Annotated in this window: 12 protein-coding genes; 5 read left to right on the forward strand and 7 right to left on the reverse strand. The window is 70.5% G+C overall.

What is annotated here, in order from left to right; genetic code table 11:
* Window positions 1–124: 124 nt before the first annotated feature.
* From CLV71_RS01545 to CLV71_RS50055, 5 genes are all read right to left on the reverse strand, one after another.
* Window positions 125–1,777 (reverse strand): glycoside hydrolase family 27 protein, encoded by a 1,653-nt coding sequence (locus CLV71_RS01545; RefSeq protein ID WP_133900721.1) that lies wholly within the window; start codon window positions 1,775–1,777, stop codon window positions 125–127.
* Between the two features lie 115 nt (window positions 1,778–1,892).
* The gene (locus tag CLV71_RS01550) at window positions 1,893–3,296 is read right to left on the reverse strand and encodes a PQQ-dependent sugar dehydrogenase (protein WP_133900722.1); all 1,404 of its coding nucleotides are present in this window, start codon (window positions 3,294–3,296) and stop codon (window positions 1,893–1,895) included.
* 5 nt (window positions 3,297–3,301) lie between these two features.
* Window positions 3,302–4,414 (reverse strand): glycoside hydrolase family 12 protein, encoded by a 1,113-nt coding sequence (locus CLV71_RS01555; RefSeq protein ID WP_133900723.1) that lies wholly within the window; start codon window positions 4,412–4,414, stop codon window positions 3,302–3,304.
* A gap of 185 nt (window positions 4,415–4,599) precedes the next feature.
* A complete protein-coding gene (locus tag CLV71_RS50050) occupies window positions 4,600–5,322 on the reverse strand; it encodes a glycoside hydrolase family 11 protein (RefSeq protein ID WP_279588705.1) in 723 nt (240 codons plus the stop codon).
* Window positions 5,312–5,545 carry a glycoside hydrolase family 11 protein gene (locus CLV71_RS50055; protein WP_279588706.1) on the reverse strand — a complete coding sequence of 78 codons (234 nt, stop codon included), beginning with the start codon at window positions 5,543–5,545 and terminating at the stop codon, window positions 5,312–5,314. The genes CLV71_RS50050 and CLV71_RS50055 overlap by 11 nt, the downstream gene beginning before the upstream one ends.
* A gap of 365 nt (window positions 5,546–5,910) precedes the next feature.
* Between CLV71_RS50055 and pulA the strand changes: the two genes are divergently transcribed.
* On the forward strand, window positions 5,911–9,219 hold the full coding sequence (gene pulA, locus CLV71_RS01565) for a pullulanase-type alpha-1,6-glucosidase (RefSeq protein WP_208297335.1): 3,309 nt from the start codon (window positions 5,911–5,913) through the stop codon (window positions 9,217–9,219).
* Between the two features lie 207 nt (window positions 9,220–9,426).
* A complete protein-coding gene (locus CLV71_RS01570) occupies window positions 9,427–10,824 on the forward strand; it encodes an eCIS core domain-containing protein (protein ID WP_133900724.1) in 1,398 nt (465 codons plus the stop codon).
* A 48-nt stretch (window positions 10,825–10,872) separates the two neighbouring features.
* Here CLV71_RS01570 and CLV71_RS01575 read toward each other — a convergent pair whose 3' ends face one another.
* Window positions 10,873–12,564 (reverse strand): L-lactate permease, encoded by a 1,692-nt coding sequence (locus tag CLV71_RS01575; RefSeq protein WP_133900725.1) that lies wholly within the window; start codon window positions 12,562–12,564, stop codon window positions 10,873–10,875.
* 132 nt (window positions 12,565–12,696) lie between these two features.
* Complete coding sequence (locus CLV71_RS01580) at window positions 12,697–13,404, reverse strand: LysR family substrate-binding domain-containing protein (protein WP_133900726.1); 708 nt, start codon at window positions 13,402–13,404, stop codon at window positions 12,697–12,699.
* Between the two features lie 44 nt (window positions 13,405–13,448).
* On the opposite strand from CLV71_RS01580, the gene CLV71_RS01585 reads away from it, so the two are divergent.
* The 3 genes from CLV71_RS01585 to CLV71_RS01595 all read left to right on the forward strand — a co-directional run bounded on the left by CLV71_RS01585 (window position 13,449) and on the right by CLV71_RS01595 (window position 17,220).
* Window positions 13,449–13,844, forward strand: a complete 396-nt coding sequence (locus tag CLV71_RS01585) for a DUF5997 family protein (protein ID WP_133900727.1) — start codon at window positions 13,449–13,451, stop codon at window positions 13,842–13,844.
* Window positions 13,845–13,940: 96 nt separating this feature from the next.
* A complete protein-coding gene (locus tag CLV71_RS01590) occupies window positions 13,941–15,941 on the forward strand; it encodes an NACHT domain-containing protein (protein ID WP_133900728.1) in 2,001 nt (666 codons plus the stop codon).
* Between the two features lie 67 nt (window positions 15,942–16,008).
* Window positions 16,009–17,220, forward strand: a complete 1,212-nt coding sequence (locus CLV71_RS01595) for a cytochrome P450 (RefSeq protein WP_133900729.1) — start codon at window positions 16,009–16,011, stop codon at window positions 17,218–17,220.
* Window positions 17,221–17,230: the final 10 nt, after the last annotated feature.

A 17,230-nucleotide genomic window follows, 5' to 3' on the forward strand; every position in this document is an offset into this window, starting at 1 on the left:
CGGACACACCCACCGTGAACATTCTCGTGTACGCGCCAGTAGGGAAAGGCTGCGAGCAACTGTGTCGCCCGAAGAAATTTTGTGGGGTCCGGACAAAAGCTCAGTCGAACCTCCCTAGGACCGCCTACCGCATGGCCCACTTCTGGTTGGTGCCGCTGCCGCACGCCCACAGGACCAGCTTCGTCGCGTTCGCGGTCCCCGAGCCCGTCGCGTCCAGGCACAGACCGGACTGGACACCCCGGACCGTGCCGTCACTGCCGAGCGTCCACCGCTGGTTCTGCTGGCCGTTGCAGTCCCAGACCACGGCTTTCGTGCCGTTCACGGTGCCCTGGTCGAGTGCGTCGAGGCACTTGCCGCCGAACACCCGCAGCTGCCCGGCGGGTGTGTGGGCCCACAGCTGGTTGCCCTGGCCGTTGCAGTCCCAGAGCTGAGCCTGCGCCCCATTGGCGCTCGACCAGTTGTCGATGTCGACGCACCGGTCGGACTGCCTGCCGACCAGCGCGCCGACCCGGTTGCCGCCCTCCGTGCCGGTGACGGTCAGCAGGACCGCCTCGCGCGGCGGCACGGTGAGGGTGACGGCCGTGGTCGCGCCGCTCTGGGTCGCGGCCCACACGTTCCTGACGGTCGCGGTGTCGCCGAGGCCGAGGTCGGCGAGGCGGACGGTGATGCTCGCGGCCGAGGTCGTGCGGTTCAGCGCCACCACCGCGCGGCGGCCCGTGCCGTTCAGGACCTTGCTGTAGACCTGCCGCCCCGGCTGGTCCTCGGCGACCTTCACGCCCTGGCGACCCAGCGGGTCCTGGTCGATGGCGATGACCTCGCGGTTGGCCAGGACGTCCCGGGTCGTGGTGCTCATCGTGGCGAGGTTGTTGCCTGCCAGCAGGGGAGCGCCGGACACGGCCCACAGGCCCAGGTGCGTGCGGTTCTGCGCCGTGGTGAAGCCGGGCATGCCGGCTATCAGCATGTCGGGGTCGTTGTAGTGGCCGGGGCTCTGCGCGGCGGGGTGCTGGGCGGCGTCGAAGTTGCCGAGCACGCGGTCCATGGACGGGCTCTCGCCGTAGTAGATGATGTCCGTGCTGGTGCGCCACATGGTCGACATACCGGGTGCCCAGTCCCACGGGTTCTGCCTGCCCCAGTTGCAGACCGACAGCACCATCGGCCGCCCGGTCGTCGCGGTCGCCCTGGCGACGGCGTCACTGATGGCCCGGTAGGTCGTGCGTGCGTCGAGCCCCTCGGCGTCGCCGCCGCACCAGTCCACCTTGACGAAGTCGAAGCCCCACCGCGAGAACTGCAGGAAGTCCTGGTCGTAGTGCCCCTCGCTGCCGGAGCCGGGTGCGGCCGGGCGGCCGGTGGGGTAGTAGTAGCCGCAGCCGTCGCGGCCGGCGTCGGTGTAGATGCCCGCCTTGAGGCCCTTGCCGTGGATGTAGTCGGCGATGGCCTTCATGCCGCCCGGCCACTCGGCGGTGTCGACGGTGATGTTGCCCGCCGCGTCGCGGGTGCCCTGCCACCAGCCCTCGTCGATGTTCACGTACTGGTAGCCGGCGCCCGCGAGCCCGCTGCTGACGAGCGCGTCGGTCTGCGTCCTGATCACGGAGGCGTCGATCCGGGCAGCGAAGGTGTTCCACGACGCCCAGCCCATCGGCGGCGTCGTCACGGCTGCGGCGACGTCCACCGAGGCGGCGACGTCCCCGGCCGAGGCCTGCTCCTCCCCGGCGACGAGCACGGCCAGCACGGCCGTGACGACCATCGTGATCCCGCGACCTCGTCGACGCAGCCCCATGACTGTCGAGTGTTAGCGCTCACAACGGCTCGTGTCAAGGCCGAGTAAACGTCGAGGGTGAACGTGCACACTCGAACCGAGTGCCGTGACCCGGTCCGAGTGTGCGGCGGTCAGGTCAGGTGCACGTGCCGCCGTTGAGGGTGAACGCGCCCGGCGCCGCGTTCGAGCCGGAGTAGGTGCCCTGGAAGCCGAAGCTCTGGTTGCCTCCCGGTGGGATCGAGCCGTTGTGACCCGCGTTCCGTGCCGTGACGGCGGTCCCGTCCTGGGTGACGGTCGCGTTCCAGGCGCTGGTGATCCGCTGGTTGCCCGCGAAGCTCCACGCCAGCGTCCAGCCGCTGACCGCCGCCGTGCCGGTGTTCGTGACCGTCACGTTGGCCGTGAAGCCGTCCTGCCAGGTCGTCGGGGCGTAGGTGACCCGGCACGCGCCGGTCGCCGGGGGCGGGTCGTCCGGCGGGGGTTCCGAGCCGAACGTCAGGCGCAGGATCCGGTCGTCGCCAGGACGCGGTGTGCCTCGGCCGTCGGTGTTGTTGGTCATCAACCACATCGAGCCGTCCGGTGCGTTGGTCACCAGGCGCAGCCGGCCGTACGTGCCGTTGAAGAAGTTCACCGGCGTGCCGTTCAACGCGCCGTTGCTCACCGGCACCGCCCACAGCCGCGTGCCGCCCAGCGCCGCGAGCCACACCGTGTCACGGGAGAACGCGATGCCCGACGGTGACGCCGCGCTCGTCGCCCACTGCACGATCGGGTCGACGAAGTTCGGGTTGCCCGCCTGGCCCTCGACCGTCGGCCACCCGTAGTTGCGGCCCGCCTGGATGAGGTTCAGCTCGTCCCACGTGTTCTGGCCGAACTCGCTCGCCCACAGCCGTCCGGCCCCGTCGAACGCGAGGCCCTGCACGTTGCGGTGCCCCATGCTCCACATCCGGTTCCCGGACACCGGGTTGCCCGGCGCCGCGGCACCGGTCGCGGGCGTGACGCGCAGGATCTTCCCGTTGGGGGAGTTCGGGTTCTGCGCGTTCGAGGACGTGCCCGCGTCACCCGTCGAGATGTACAGCAGGCCGTCGGGCCCGAAGGTCATCCGGCCGCCGTTGTGGATCGACGACTTCGCGATGCCCGAGACGAGCACCTGCGGCTGGCCGAGCGAGGTGTTGTAGGCCATCCGCACGACGCGGTTGTCACCCGACGCGGTGAAGTACGCGTACACGAACCGGTCGGTGGCGAAGCTCGGCGAGACCGCGATGCCGAGCAGGCCGCCCTCGCCGCCCGCGACCACGCCGGGCACGGTGCCGACCGAGGTGGCCGTGCCGTTCGCGATCCGCTTGATCTGCCCGGAGTTGCGCTCGGACACCAGTGCCGAGCCGTCCGGCAGGAACGCGATCGCCCACGGCGAGTTGAGGCCGGTCACGACCGTGCCGGCGACCTGCGGGGTCGGCGGCACCGCCTGGACGCCGACCGGCTCGGCCGCCGCACCCGGTGCGGCCAGCGCGGTCAGCAGTGCGACGAGCAGGGTGAGTCGTTTCATGGCGGTCATCCGTTCGCGCACGCGGTGCCGTTGACCGTGAAGGTCGTCGGCGACGCGTTGTTGCCGGAGTAGGTGCCCTGGAAGCCGAAGCTCTGGCTGCCGTTCGGTGGGATCGACCCGTTGTGCCCGGCGTTGCTCGCGGTGACCGCGTTCCCGTTCTGGGTGACGGACGCGTTCCACCCGCTCGTGATCTGCTGGTTGCCGGGGAACGTCCAGCTCAGCGTCCAGCCGTTGAGGGCCGTGGAACTGGTGTTGGTGACGGTCACGTTGGCGGTGAAGCCTCCTCCCCAGGTGGTCGGAGCGTAGGTGACCCGGCAGCCGCCGCCGGCGGGCGGCGGGTCGTCCGGCGGCGGTGTCGTACCGCCCGAGGTGACGGAGAACGAGTTCACCGCGAGGCCCGCGCCGCCGATCCACGGCTCGAACCCGGCCTGGATGCTCGTCAGGTACCAGGCGCGCTGGGCGTAGCCGCGGCTGATGGCGTCGGTGAGGAAGTCGTTGACCGCGTAGCTCAGCGACGAGGTGCCCGAGGTGCGGACGTAGGAGATGACGTTCCAGCCGATGTTGCCGTACCAGACGTCCCAGGTGCCGCCCGCCAGGCTGACCGAGGCGATCCGCGAGCCGACCGGCTGGATCGAGCCCTGGTGGTTGAGCCAGACCATGATCTCGGCGCCGGTGTTCTGCCCGTCGGTGCGCGGGGTCGGGTCGAACCAGATGTCGTAGGCGGCGTCCCAGGTGCCCGAGGACGGGTAGGTCATGGACACGCTGGTGCGCAGGCCCGCGAACGTGCTGGTGTCGGCCCGCAGGGGGAGCCCGCTGCCGCTGGTGCAGTTCGCGTAGTGGCACCCGAAGTAGACCGACGGGTACGACGCCGGTGCGCCGTTGGTCGGCTTGTTGTGGTTGGCCTGCGTGACCGTGAACCCGGTGGTGGTCACGTCGATGCACTGCGCGGTGTCCGCGCCCCACAGGTTGTTCTGGACGTTGTACCGCCCGTTCTGGATGGGAACGGTGGCGTACTTCTGACACGTCACGGCGGCCTGGGCGGCCGGCGGCGCGAGGCCGGCTGACAGGCCGCCGGCAAGCACACAGACTACGATCAATGCCCGGACGAGACGCCTCATCGCAACTCCTCGTTGACCGCGGTGGGCTGATTCCATTTGGGAGCGCTCCCAGACTGGATTGCCTTCATCGTCACCCATGGGTCACGGAATGGCAATACCGGACATGCCCCGCAAGTTTCGCCCGGTGGTACGTGCCAGGGCGCGACCGGCCCCCCGAGGGCCGGCCGCGCCGATGGGGAGGGGCCTCAGCCCGTGGCGCAGGAGACCGACGGCCACGTCGTGTTGCCGTTGGTCCTGATCGTGACGCCGAAGTCGTTGCCGCCGCCGTTGGGGGTCCCGACCATCTGCTGCGCCGTCGGCCAGGTGGCGTTGACGTTCCACGTCGAGATGATCGTCGCGGGGGACGGCACGTTCATCGTCACGGTCCACGTGCTCGAGCCGGAGACCGCGACGTTCAGGTTGTAGCGGTCGCTCCACTGCTGGCCGGCGGACAGGGTCGCGGTGCAGGCACCGCCGCCGCCCCCGCCGCCCCCGCCACCGGTGCCGAGGGTGATGTTCGAGCTGCCGCTGCTCTGGTAGCCCTCGGTCGCGAGGATCATGTAGTCGAAGCTGCCGAGGCTCATCCCGTTGCGGGACCACGCGTCGAAGTGGTTGCCGGTCGTGATGGTGCCACCGGTTTTCTTCGACTGCCGCACGCTCCAGTACTGGTTGAACGTGCGGTTGCCGTCGATCGACGGGGCGTTGTAGCGGGTGGTCTGGTAGATGTCGTACGTGCCGCCGTCGCTCGTGACCGTGCCCTTGTACGTGCCGGTCGGGCGGTAGGTGCCCCAGTTGTCGACCACGTAGTACTCGACGAGCGGGTTCCTCGTCCACCCGTACAGCGCCAGGTACGCGTTGCCCGACGGGTTGAAGCTGCCCGAGTACGCCACACTGCGGCGACCGCCGGTGGCCCAGCCCTTACCGGCCACGAAATTTCCGGTTCCGCCACGAGGTGCTGTAGTTGCCGCCCGAGCCGAGCTCCATCGAGACCGTGCCCTGGCTGTCGGTCCAGAAGGAATAGAAGTACCCGTTGTTCGTGCCGGTCCCGTTCGTGTTTATCGCGGCGGCGACACCGGGCACGACCATGGTCAGCAGGACCGCGCCCGCTGCCGCCAGTAACAGCCGCAGACGTCTCCTGGGTCGGGGTTCCATGTGCGTGCTTCCTCCTCGTCGAGGCCGGCTGACGCCGGGCAGCGTGAATACGACCCGATGGCGCGTGAAAGCGCGGATTGGGCGGCCGGGTGGTCCACCGACCGGAGATGGCGAAAGTATGAGTTCGCCGAAGTCGCACTGTCAACGATTTTCGGTGATGTTTCGGAACAGAATCCTGGTCAATGGATTCCGTCACCGAAACATTGGCCGATTACCGATAATTTCGGCACCTTTCGCGGAGTGCCGGTGCCGGAGAGGGCAGGTCGGCGACGACGGACCGGCGGAGACACCCGGGTCGCGGCAGGTGGTACCAATGGCGCCGATCGCCTGATTGACGCGCGTCGATCAACGGGCAGAGTGTGTGCGTGACGAGGAAACGCCGAGGTCTGCTCGCCATCGCGACGATGGTCATCACGGTCGGTCTGGTGCCGGTCCCGCCCGCCTCCGCGGCGCCGGACACGGTCTACGTGCCCGGCTCGCACAACAGCGCGATGGGTTGTCCCGGCGACTGGCAGCCGGACTGCCCGCAGGCGGGGCTGACCCTCGACCCCGCGGACGGCGTCTGGAAGGGCGCCTACCAGCTGCCTGCCGGTACCTACCAGTACAAGGCCGCGATCAACGGCACGTGGGACGAGAACTACGGCGCGGGTGGCGTGCCGGGTGGCGCCGACATCACCTACCAGACCGCGGGCGGATCGGTCTCTTTCTACTACTCGCCGGACACGCACTGGGTCACGAACGACGCCGAGGGGCCGATCGTCACCGCGGCGGGCAGCTTCCAGAGCGAGCTGGGCTGTCCCGGGGACTGGGCGCCGGACTGCATGCGGTCCTGGCTGCAGGACCCGGACGGCGACGGCGTCCACACGTTCTCGACCACCGCGATCCCGGCGGGGCAGTACGAGGTCAAGGCCGCGCACGGGCTGTCGTGGGCGGAGAACTACGGGGTCGGCGGGGCACGCGACGGCGCGAACATCGCGTTCACCGTGACCGCCGACGGCGACCGGACGTCGTTCTCCTACGACCAGGTCACCCACCTGCTGACGATCTCCGCCGGCATCGCGCCGCCTGACCTGCGGTCCGCGCGTGCCCAGTGGCTGCGCCGCGACGTGGTGGCCTACGACGTGCCGTCCGGCGCCGAGACGTTCCGGCTCTACCACGCGCCGGACGGCGGTCTGGCGGCCACGGGGGAGGGCGTCTCCGGCGGCGAGTACGTGTCGCTCACCGCAGGCACGCTGCCCGCGGACCTGGCCGCCCAGTACCCGCACCTCGCGGGCTACGAGGCGTTGCGGGTCCCGGCCGTGGCCGCCGGTGACCTGCTCACCGGCCAGCTCGTCGTCGCCGCCTACGACGCGAACGGCCGCCTGGTCGACGCGACGGGCGTGCAGCTCCCCGGCGTGCTGGACGACCTCTACGCGGGCGCGGCGGGCGAGCGGCTCGGGCCGGGGTGGGAACACGGCAGGCCGTCGCTGGCACTGTGGGCGCCGACGGCCCGCCGCGTCGACCTGCTGCTCGACCCGGCGGGTCCCGCGAGAGAGCGGTCGGTCGCGATGTGGCGTGACGCCAACGGTGTCTGGCACGTCCGGGGCGACAAGAGCTGGCGCGACGCCAGGTACGCGTTCGCGGTCACCGTGTACGTGCCCTCACTCGACGACGTGGTGACCAACGTGGTCACCGACCCGTACTCGCTCGGCCTGAACACGGACTCGGTGCGGTCGGTGCTCGTCGACCTCGACGACCCGGCCTTGGCGCCCGCCGGCTGGGACCACCTGCGCAAGCCGACGCTCGCCCAGCCGGAGGACTCGACGATCTACGAGCTGCACGTGCGGGACTTCTCGATCGGCGACCGGACCGTGCCGGCCGCGCACCGCGGCACGTACCTCGCGTTCACCGACCGGGGCAGTGCGGGCATGCGGCAGCTGCGCGACCTCGCCGACGCCGGGCTCAACACCGTGCACCTGTTGCCCACCAACGACATCGCGAGCATCGAGGAACGCAGGTCCGCGCAGCGGACGCCGGCCTGCGACCTGACGTCGTACGGCCCGGCCGCGCAGGACCAGCAGGCGTGCGTCGAGCCGGTCCGCGACTCCGACGGCTTCAACTGGGGCTACGACCCGCTGCACTACACGACACCGGAAGGCTCCTACAGCACGAACCCGGACGGTACGGCAAGGACGCGTGAGTTCCGGCAGATGGTCGGTGCCCTGAACGACACCGGCCTGCGGGTGGTGATGGACGTCGTGTACAACCACACCCCGGCCGCCGGCCAGGACGAGAACTCCATCCTGGACCGGATCGTCCCGGGCTACTACCACCGGCTGTCCGCCACCGGCGCCGTGGAGACCTCGACCTGCTGCGCGAACACCGCCACCGAGCACCGCATGATGGGCAAGCTCATGGTCGACTCGGTCGTCACCTGGGCGCGCGAGTACAAAGTGGACGGCTTCCGGTTCGACCTGATGGGTCACCACAGCAGGGCGAACATCCTCGCCGTGCGTGCCGCCCTCGACCGGCTGACGCCCGCGAAGGACGGCGTCGACGGCAGGAGGATCTACCTCTACGGCGAGGGCTGGAACTTCGGCGAGGTGGCGAACGACGCGCGGTTCGTGCAGGCCACCCAGCTGAACATGGCGAACACCGGCGTCGGCACGTTCTCCGACCGCCTGCGGGACGCGACGAGGGGCGGCGGCCCGTTCGACGAGGACCCGCGGATCCAGGGCTTCGCGACCGGCCTGTACACCGACCCGAACGGCGCGGCGGTGAACGGCACGCCCGACGAACAGCTGTCGCGCCTGTTGCTGAGCCAGGACCAGATCAAGGTCGGGCTGGCAGGCAACCTCAGGGACTACCGGTTCGTCGACCGCCAGGGCCAGGTCGTGTCCGGCTCGCAGGTCGACTACAACGGCCAGCCCGCCGGCTACGCGGGTGACCCGAGCGAGACGATCACCTACGTCGACGCGCACGACAACGAGACGCTGTTCGACGTGCTGCAGTACAAGCTGCCGGTCGCGACCTCGATGCCGGACCGGGTGCGGATGAACACGGTCGGCCTGGCCACGGTCGCGCTGGCGCAGGGCCCCGCGTTCTGGCACGCGGGCAGCGACCTGCTGCGGTCGAAGTCGATGGACCGCAACAGCTACAACTCCGGCGACTGGTTCAACCGCGTCGACTGGACGGGCACGCACACGACGTGGGGCTCGGGCCTGCCGCCACAGGGCGACAACGAGGCCAAGTGGGACTACATGCGCCCGTTGCTGTCCGACCCGGCACTGGCCCCGCGCCGCTCCGACATCGGCACGGCCCACGACCGGGCGCTGGACCTGCTGCGGATCAGGTTCTCCTCCCCGCTGTTCCGCCTCGGCTCGGCTGAGGCGATCCAGCGGCGGGTGAGCTTCCCGACCGGCGGCCCCGCCCAGAGCCCCGGCGTGATCGTCATGGCGCTCGACGACCGGGGCGGGGCCGATCTGGACCCGAGGTGGGAGGGCGTCGTGGTGGTGTTCAACGCGTCGGACGAGGCCACCACGCAGTCGGTGCCGTCACTGGCGGGTGCCCGCTACCGCCTGCACCCGGTGCAGGCAGGCGGCACGGACCCGGTCGTGCGACGGTCGGGCTACGACGCGCGGTCCGGCACGTTCTCGGTGCCTGCCCGCAGTGTGGCGGTGTTCGTCACGACCTGACGGCGTTCGGCGGAGCGCCTTGCCGCGAGGAGCCGCCCGAAGGGGCCGAAGTCGGTGCCCCTCGGGCGGGCATCCCGTGCGACCACCGACGTTGACCTGACACGATCCAGCCGCGCGGCGCGGACCCCGGCGGCACCCCGGCGAACGATCTCGTTATGCGCGACCGGGGTCCGGCCGATTACAGCGATCGTGACGACTACAGACACCTTGACGGAAGGCCGACTCGTCCTCGGCGCGCCCGACGACCCGAGTGAGCACGAGGCCCACCACGCGGCACACCGCGTGGTGGTCGGCGGCGCTGCCCGTGTCCTCCCCGTCGAACGCGAAGTCCGGGGGACGGAGTTCGTCGATCCGGACGTGCAGCGGCGGATCGCCATGGCGTGCAGGCACGGCAGCAGGCTGTCCGACGTGGACCGGGTGCCGCTGGAGCGGGCGTTCGGCGCCGACCTCGGCGCGGTCCGGCTGCACACCGGCGCCGAGTCGAGCGACCTGTGCCGAGCGTTGGACGCGCACGCCTTCACCGTGGGCGACCACGTCTTCCTCGGCGACGACTACCGGCCCGGCACCGAGGAGGCACGCGAGCTGCTCGCCCACGAGCTGGCGCACGTGCTGCAGCGGGAGACCGGCGTGGTGCGCCGCGTGGTGTATCGCATGGGAGTGGGCCAGCGGGTCGTCGAGATGACCGAGGAGCAGGTGCTCGAAAGGGTCAGCGGCTACGAGGACGGTGAGCTGTACACGGCCGCAACCGGGGTGTCCCTCGACCTCGTCGGCTGGATCTCGCACTTCGTGACCGGCGAGCGACGGTGGCCGCTCTCGGACGTCTACGCCGAGATCCGGCGGCTGGTCGACGACGCCCAGTTCCAGGAGGACATGCCGATGGGCATCTCCGGCGTGCGCCTCCAGTACAAGGAACACGGCGCGGAGGGCACCGACCAGTCGTTCGCCGCCGTGGAGTCGGGCGACGGGCAGAGCCTGGACGTGCATCCCGCCAGGATCATCTTCCGGGCGTCGGTCGCCGCCAAGCTCGGGGTGGACGACGGCGGTGAGAGCCAGGTCGGCAAGTGGACACTGGGCCTGGTGCAGACGGTGCTGTCCTCGGACCGGTCGCTGCGCTTCGGGCGGCCGGACGGTTCGGCCAGGACGGTGACGATGACGCTCGCGTCCGCGCACAACGACCGGCGCGAGGACGACGAGGTCCCGTGGTACGACAAGCTGCAGTCCAGGTACGCGCTCGACGCGGACTACCAGGTGGCCGACGTGCTCCTGGACGACCAACCCGGCTTCAGGGTGACCAAGCACGCGGCGGAGGTCCTCGACGAGATGTCGGGTACCGACGTGTTCCGCACGTGGCTGATCCTGCGCGGCGACTCCGACGCGTCGATCGCGTGGCTGTACTACTGGGACTGGCAGATCGACTACTCGGTCGACGGCGGCACGGTGAGCCTCACCGATGAGGGCTGGTACCCGGACGGCTCCGGCGCCGTGCTCGACGGGCCGAGGGCCAGCCAGTCGATCGTGCCCGTGTTCACCGACATCCCCGCCCCGTCAGGAGAACAGCAGCCCGACGACAGCTGGTGCCCGTCCTGCACCTGCGTGATCGTCTGAGCTGACGTGTCGCGGCTGCCGCGAACCGCGGCAGCCGCGACGCGACCGTCAGTCGATGGCCATCCAGCCGAGGACCGGGGTGCTCTGCAGGAACACCAGCACGCACATGAACAACAGGAAGACCAGGCTCCAGCCGAGCACGCGGCGGAACAGGTCACCCTCCTTGCCCTCCATGCCGACCGCGGACGCCGCGATCGCCAGGTTCTGCGGCGAGATCATCTTGCCGAGCACGCCACCCGAGGAGTTGGCCGCCGCCATGAGGGTGGCCGACAGGTCGGCGTGCTGGGCCGCGGTCACCTGCAGGACACCGAACAGCGAGTTCGACGACGTGTCCGAACCCGTCACGGCGACGCCGAGCCAGCCGAGGATGGGGGACAGGAACGCGAACGCGCCGCCCGCGCCCGCGACCCACAGGCCCAGCGTCGTGGTCTCGCCCGACTGGTTCATGATGAAACCCAGTGCCAGCACCAGCATCACGGTCAGGATCGCGAACTTCAGCTGGTCGAGCGTGCGCCCGTAGGCGCGGGCGGCACCGCCGAGGCCCATCCGCAGCAGGGGCAGCGTCAACAGGCCCGCGAACAGCAGCAGTGTGCCCGCCGCGGACAGGTAGTTGAGCTTGAACGTCGTCGCGACCTTCTCACCCGCGTCGTTGAAGATGTGCAGGCCCGGCCAGTTGACGATCTGCGTCACCGACTCCAGGCCGGTGCCGGACTGGCCCGGTTTCGTCGGCGGCTTGCCCGTGATCGCCGGGACCCGGGTGGCGAGCACGAACACGACGATGATCACCAGGTACGGCGCGTAGGCCCGGAACACCTCCATCGGCGTGTCCCGCACCTCGGTCCTGGCCTCGACCTTCGTGGTGCCGCCGGTCTGTTCGGCCGCGTGTTCCGCGCCACTGGTCTCGGTGTAGCTCTCGGCGGGATGCCAGACCCGGCTGAACAGCAGCACGGCCAGCGCCGACGCGAGCGCCGCGACGATGTCCGCGAGCGGGATGGACCAGTAGTTCGAGGCCAGGAACTGGAAGACGCCGAACACGACACCGCACAGCAGGGCAGGCGGCCACATCTGCCGCAGCCCGCGGCGCCCGTCCACGATGAACACGAGTGCCAGCGGCACGAACACCGACAGCACCGGGGTCTGGCGGCCCACCATCGAGCCGAGGTCGTCCAGCGGCAGCCCGGTGACCCCGGCGAGGGTGACGATCGGGGTCGCGAGCGCGCCGAACGCGACCGGCGCGGTGTTGGCCACCAGGGCGAGCGCCGCCGCCTTGATCGGCCGGAACCCCAGCGCTATCAACATGACCGACGAGATCGCGACCGGCGTGCCGAAGCCGGCCAGCGCCTCCATCAACGCCCCGAAGCAGAAGGCGATGATGATGGCCTGGACCCGCTGGTCGTCGCTGATCGACGCGAACGAGCGGCGCAGCACGTCGAAATGCCCGGTCTGGACGGTGAGGTTGTAGATCCAGATCGCGTTGATGACGATCCACATGATCGGGAAGAACCCGAACGCGGCACCCCACAGACCGCTGTTGAGCGCGTCGAGCACGGGCATGGAGTACACCCACACGGCGAGCACGACGGCGACGACCACGGAGACGAGCGAGGCGAGCCACGCACGGACCCGCAGCACGCCCATCAGGACGAACAGAACGAGCAGCGGCAGGATGGCGAAGATGGACGAGAGTCCCAGGGAGTCGGCGACAGGGCTGTAGTCCTGCTGATGATCGGCGAGAAACATGAAACACCCCTTTGTGCTGGCAGGGACGGGGGTTCCGCCACGATCAACATAGACCCACTGCCAAGCCCGCACACCCACTCGGCGCAGCCCGACCACGCCTCGTTGCGGTGTCCACAAAGGACACGCGGTCGGTCAGCGGTGCCGGGGCCTGCCGCGACGCCCGCCCTGCGCCGCCTTCCTCGCCGGTTTCTCCGCGGCACGGGGCTGCTTCTTCCTGGCGGCGGGCGGGGTCGGGGCGCGGCCGCGTGTGCTGTTGACGGTCCGGCCACGCACGATCCCGATGAGCTGCTCCATCAGGTCGGTGGTCTCGTCCGCCAGCCAGGCCAGGGCGACACCGGACTCCGGGGCGAAGCCGACCGGCCGGTACGTCAGGTCCCTGCGGTGGTGCAGCCGCGCGAGGGACTGCGGCACGACCAGCAGCCCGACACCGGCGGCCACCAGTTCGACGGCGTCCGCGGTCGTCGCGGGACGGTCGAGTGCCTCCCGTCCCGGCGGGCGCGCCCAGTCCAGGGTGTCGTCACGCGGGTGCAGGACCACGGCGTCGCCCAGGTCCTCCTCGGACACCTCGTCGGCCGCGGTCAGGAGGTGGTCCTTCGGGAGGACGACCACGGTCGTCTCCGTGTAGAGCGGGATGGCGGACAGGCCGGTCCTGTCGACGGGCAGGCGCAGGAGCGCGGCGTCGGCGGCCCGGTCGCGCAGCGTGCCGACGGCGTCCGCGGCGGGTACCTGGTCGAGGATGAGGGGTACCCCTGGCTCGCGTTCCTGCCAGATCCGGACCCACTTGCCCGGCGTCACCCCGGGGACGTACGCGAGCCGGAACGATGGAGATGAGCCCGTCACGAGGGCAGATTACCGGGCGTGAGCGTACCGGATACCCTCGGCCCATGACGTCGCGCAAGACCGTCCAGACGATGAAGCCCGCGACCGCGGCCAAGAAGCTGGGCGTGTACCTCGAGGCCACCCCGGCGGAGTTCCAGGAGGGGGCCGTCTCGCGCGACGAGCTGAACGCCCTGCAGGCCGACCCGCCGGAGTGGCTGCGCGACCTGCGCCGCAACGGCCCGCACCCCCGCTCGGTCATCGCGGCGCGGCTGCGGGTGTCCATCAGCGGCCTCGCCAGGGCCGGGATCACCGACGCGCTGACGAGCGACCAGATCGAGGCGCTGAAGGCCGAGAACCCCGACTGGCTGCAACGTGAACGCGCCACCCAGGTCGAGGCCCGCAAGGAGGCGGCCCGCGTCCGGCCGGACGCTCCCAGCCAGGGGCATCGTAGGTCCTCGTGACCCGACCGACCTCTCGAAGGTCACTGTTCTCCCTGTTCAGGTGATTGTCGGGTCGCCCGACGGCGCCCGGGGTGGTTCGCTGAGACACTCCGTGCCATGTCGGACGTTCCCAGGCTTGGTCGCCCGTGGGCGATGCTGGTCGGGGCGGCCCTCGTCATCGCCGCCGTGTCGTGGTGGGTGCTGCAGTTCGGGTTCCTCGCCCCGGAGGAGCAGACCCAGGCGAGCGGGTACGGGCAGTTCGTGCTCGCGGCCGTCGGGTTCGTGATCATGGTCGCCGGGCCCGTCGCGAAGGCGTTCATGGACGACGCCGTGCTCTCCGAGGGCGAACGGCTGGACATCCTGGCCGACGAGGTGCGTCTGCAGTGGGACGACGCCGCCGTGGAACGCGGCCTGGTCGGGACGACACCGGTGTCGATCCGGTGGTGCCGGTCCCGGCGGCCGGTCGCCGGTCCGGTCGGCGCGGTCGCCACCCTCGCCCTGCCGGTGCGGTTCGGTCCGCTGCCCGGGGTGAGCACAGTGGACCCCACCGATCTCGGCGAGGGGGACCAGACCGGCCTGCACGACGTGTACGGCGGCCTCGGCTCCGGCAGGCTCATGCTGATCGGGCCACCGGGTGCGGGCAAGAGCGCGGCGGCCGTCCTGCTGCTGCGTGACGCACTGCGCTTCCGCCAGGCCGCCGCCCCGGAGGACCGGAGGAACATCCCCGTGCCGGTGATGTTCCCGCTGCACGGGTGGGATCCGACGAAGGTCGGGGTCGTCGACTGGCTGGCCGGTGAGCTGGCCCGCCTGTACCCGCTGCTGCGCAGCCCCGCCCGCGCGGCCCGGCTGCTGTGGGACGGCCGCCTCGCGGTGTTCTTCGACGGCCTCGACGAGATCGACGTGTCAGCGCGGCCCGAGGTGCTGAAGGCGCTCGGGACGGCGCCGTTCCGGGTCGTCCTCTCGACACGGGCGAAGGAGGCGGAGCTCGCCGCGCGGGAGGCGCCGCTGTACGGGGCCGCCGCGCTGGAGCTGCGTCCCGTCGCCCCCGCGGCGGCGGTCGCCTACCTCCGGCAGCGTTGCGTCGACCCGCCGCCCCCGGCGTGGCAGGCCCTCTTCGCGCACGTGGTGAGCGTGCCGTGCGGCGTCGTCGCGCAGGCACTCGACACCCCGCTCGTGCTGAGCCTGGTCCACGACGTCTACTCGGACTCGGACGCGGTCGACGAGCTACTCGACGCGGACCGGTTCCCGACCAGTGCCGCCATCGAGAACCACCTGCTCGACCAGCTCGTGACCGCGACCTACACCCCGCGTCCCGGCCGACCCGCGCCGCGCTACGACGTGGCCGTCGCGCGCCGGACGATGACCTACCTCGCCGCCGTGCTGGCCGAGGCGGGCACCCGCGACCTGCGCTGGTGGCACCTCGACCAGCTGCCGCACCACGCCAGGCGGAAGCTGTTCCTCGGGTTCGTCTTCACCCTCGCGCTCAAGCTCGGGATCGTCACCAGGCTGGGTGAGAAGCCGAGCAGTCTGCTGCTGCCGCGCCTTCGCGACCTGTTCTCCGAGCGCAGGCTCAAGGTCGTGCTCGCCTTCGGGCTGGTCGGCAGCATCGCGGGAGGTCTCGTGCTCGACGCCGCGGGCGGGATGTGGCCCGTCCTCGGCGCGCTGAGCGGGTTCGTCCTCGGCGCCCTCGCGACCCTGGTGACCCTGTTCGACATCAGGCGCGAGTACGGCAGCACGGAGTTCCTCGATCCGGCGCAGGCGTGGCGCCACGACAGGAACGTCCTGCTCGTCCACGCGTTCACCGGCGCCTTCATCGGCTCGGTGTACGGCGCGATCATGGCGGGTGGGCTCCGGTTCGACCTGGTGACGGTCACGATCGGTGTTCTGGCGGGATTTCTCGTCGGATTCCTGGTCGGGGTGAGCGCCGCGTCCGCGACCATATCGACGGCGATGTTCACGTTCATCCGGATCTCCCGCACGCACCGCACCCCGCTGCGGCTCGTGGCATTCCTCGAGGACGCGCGCAGGCGCCACATCCTGCGTGTCACGGGGGACGCGTACCAGTTCCGCCACGCCAAGCTCCAGGACCGCCTCGCGGAGAGCTATCGGCACGCGTAACCACCGCACGGCGCGAATACCGGGAAAACAATCGCCTGTCGGGCAGGAATTCGGGACACTGGGCGATATGGGAAACCCGGTCGCGTCACTGCCGACTTTCGATCTTCTCGGCGCGGAGGACTCGCTCGAAGCCCTGGCTCGGGCGAGTGCGAGGACGTCGTTGAGCTGGGTGCCCGCGCTGGGGGCCTATCTCGTCACCGGGTACGACAACGTGGTGGCCGCGCTCAAGGACGGCCGGCTCCTCGCGGCCAACGCCACCCAGGGCTTCGAGCGGCTCACCGCGGCCGAGCAGGAGACCCTGCGGCCGTTGCGGATGTCCATCGACATGTGGATGGGGCACACGACCACCGAGGGGCACCACCGGTTCCAGCAGCTGCTCAAGCGGTACTTCACGCCGTCGACCGTCAACGGCCTGCGGCCGAGGGTGCGTGCACTGACCGGGGAACTGCTCGACGCGGTGGCGGACCGGGGGCGGATGGACGTCGTGCGGGACCTCGCCTACCCGCTGCCCGCCGACATCATCGCCGAGATGTTCGGGATGCCCCGTGGCGACCGCGAGCGGTTGCGTGCGTGGTCGCGGCAGCTCGGGGTGGTGTTCCGCAACCCGGACACGGCGCAGTTCCTCGTCAGCCAGGACAACGTGCTGGAGATGCAGGACTACCTGCGGGGGATCGTGGCCGCGCGGCGGGCCGAGCCGGGGGACGACCTCATCAGCATGTTCGTCGGCGCGGAGCGGGAGGGGCTCGTCACCGAGGACGAGATCGTCGCCAACTGCGGCCTGCTCCTGTTCGCCGGGCACGAGACCACGGCCAACCTCGTCACCCGGGGGCTGCACACGCTGCTGAACCACCCGGACCAGTTGGCGTTGCTGCGAGCCCGGCCCGAGCTGAACCGGTACGCGGTGGAGGAGATGCTGCGCCACGCGGGTCCGGTCGTGACCGTCGTGCGGCAGACCGTCGCGCCGGTGGTCGTCGACGGGCACGAGATCCCGGTCGGACAGCACCTCTTTCTCGCCGTGTACTCCGCGAACCACGACCCGGCGGTCTTTCCCGACCCGATGCGGTTCGACATCACCCGCAAGAACAACAGGCACGTCGCGTTCGGCATCGGTGCCTACTACTGCCTCGGCGCGGCGCTCGCCAGGGTCGAGACCGACGAGTGCCTCCGCCTCCTGCTCGACCGCTTCCCGGACCTCCGGTTCGCCGCCGACGACGCGCCGGTGATCGTCCCGGCCCCGCCCATCGGCTACCGCGTCGCGGCGTTGCCGGTGGAGTTCTGACCGGACCGTT

This window comes from Actinophytocola oryzae, assembly GCF_004364325.1.
Lineage (GTDB): Bacteria > Actinomycetota > Actinomycetes > Mycobacteriales > Pseudonocardiaceae > Actinophytocola > Actinophytocola oryzae.

Excerpts from the sequence above, each read along its gene's own strand:
- CLV71_RS50055 (WP_279588706.1), bottom strand. The coding sequence starts at position 5,545 with ATGGAACCCCGACCCAGGAGACGTCTGCGGCTGTTACTGGCGGCAGCG.
- CLV71_RS01585 (WP_133900727.1), top strand. The coding sequence starts at position 13,449 with ATGACGTCGCGCAAGACCGTCCAGACGATGAAGCCCGCGACCGCGGCC.
- CLV71_RS01545 (WP_133900721.1), bottom strand. The coding sequence starts at position 1,777 with ATGGGGCTGCGTCGACGAGGTCGCGGGATCACGATGGTCGTCACGGCC.
- CLV71_RS01555 (WP_133900723.1), bottom strand. The coding sequence starts at position 4,414 with ATGAGGCGTCTCGTCCGGGCATTGATCGTAGTCTGTGTGCTTGCCGGC.
- CLV71_RS01595 (WP_133900729.1), top strand. The coding sequence starts at position 16,009 with ATGGGAAACCCGGTCGCGTCACTGCCGACTTTCGATCTTCTCGGCGCG.
- CLV71_RS01550 (WP_133900722.1), bottom strand. The coding sequence starts at position 3,296 with ATGAAACGACTCACCCTGCTCGTCGCACTGCTGACCGCGCTGGCCGCA.
- CLV71_RS01575 (WP_133900725.1), bottom strand. The coding sequence starts at position 12,564 with ATGTTTCTCGCCGATCATCAGCAGGACTACAGCCCTGTCGCCGACTCC.
- CLV71_RS01590 (WP_133900728.1), top strand. The coding sequence starts at position 13,941 with ATGTCGGACGTTCCCAGGCTTGGTCGCCCGTGGGCGATGCTGGTCGGG.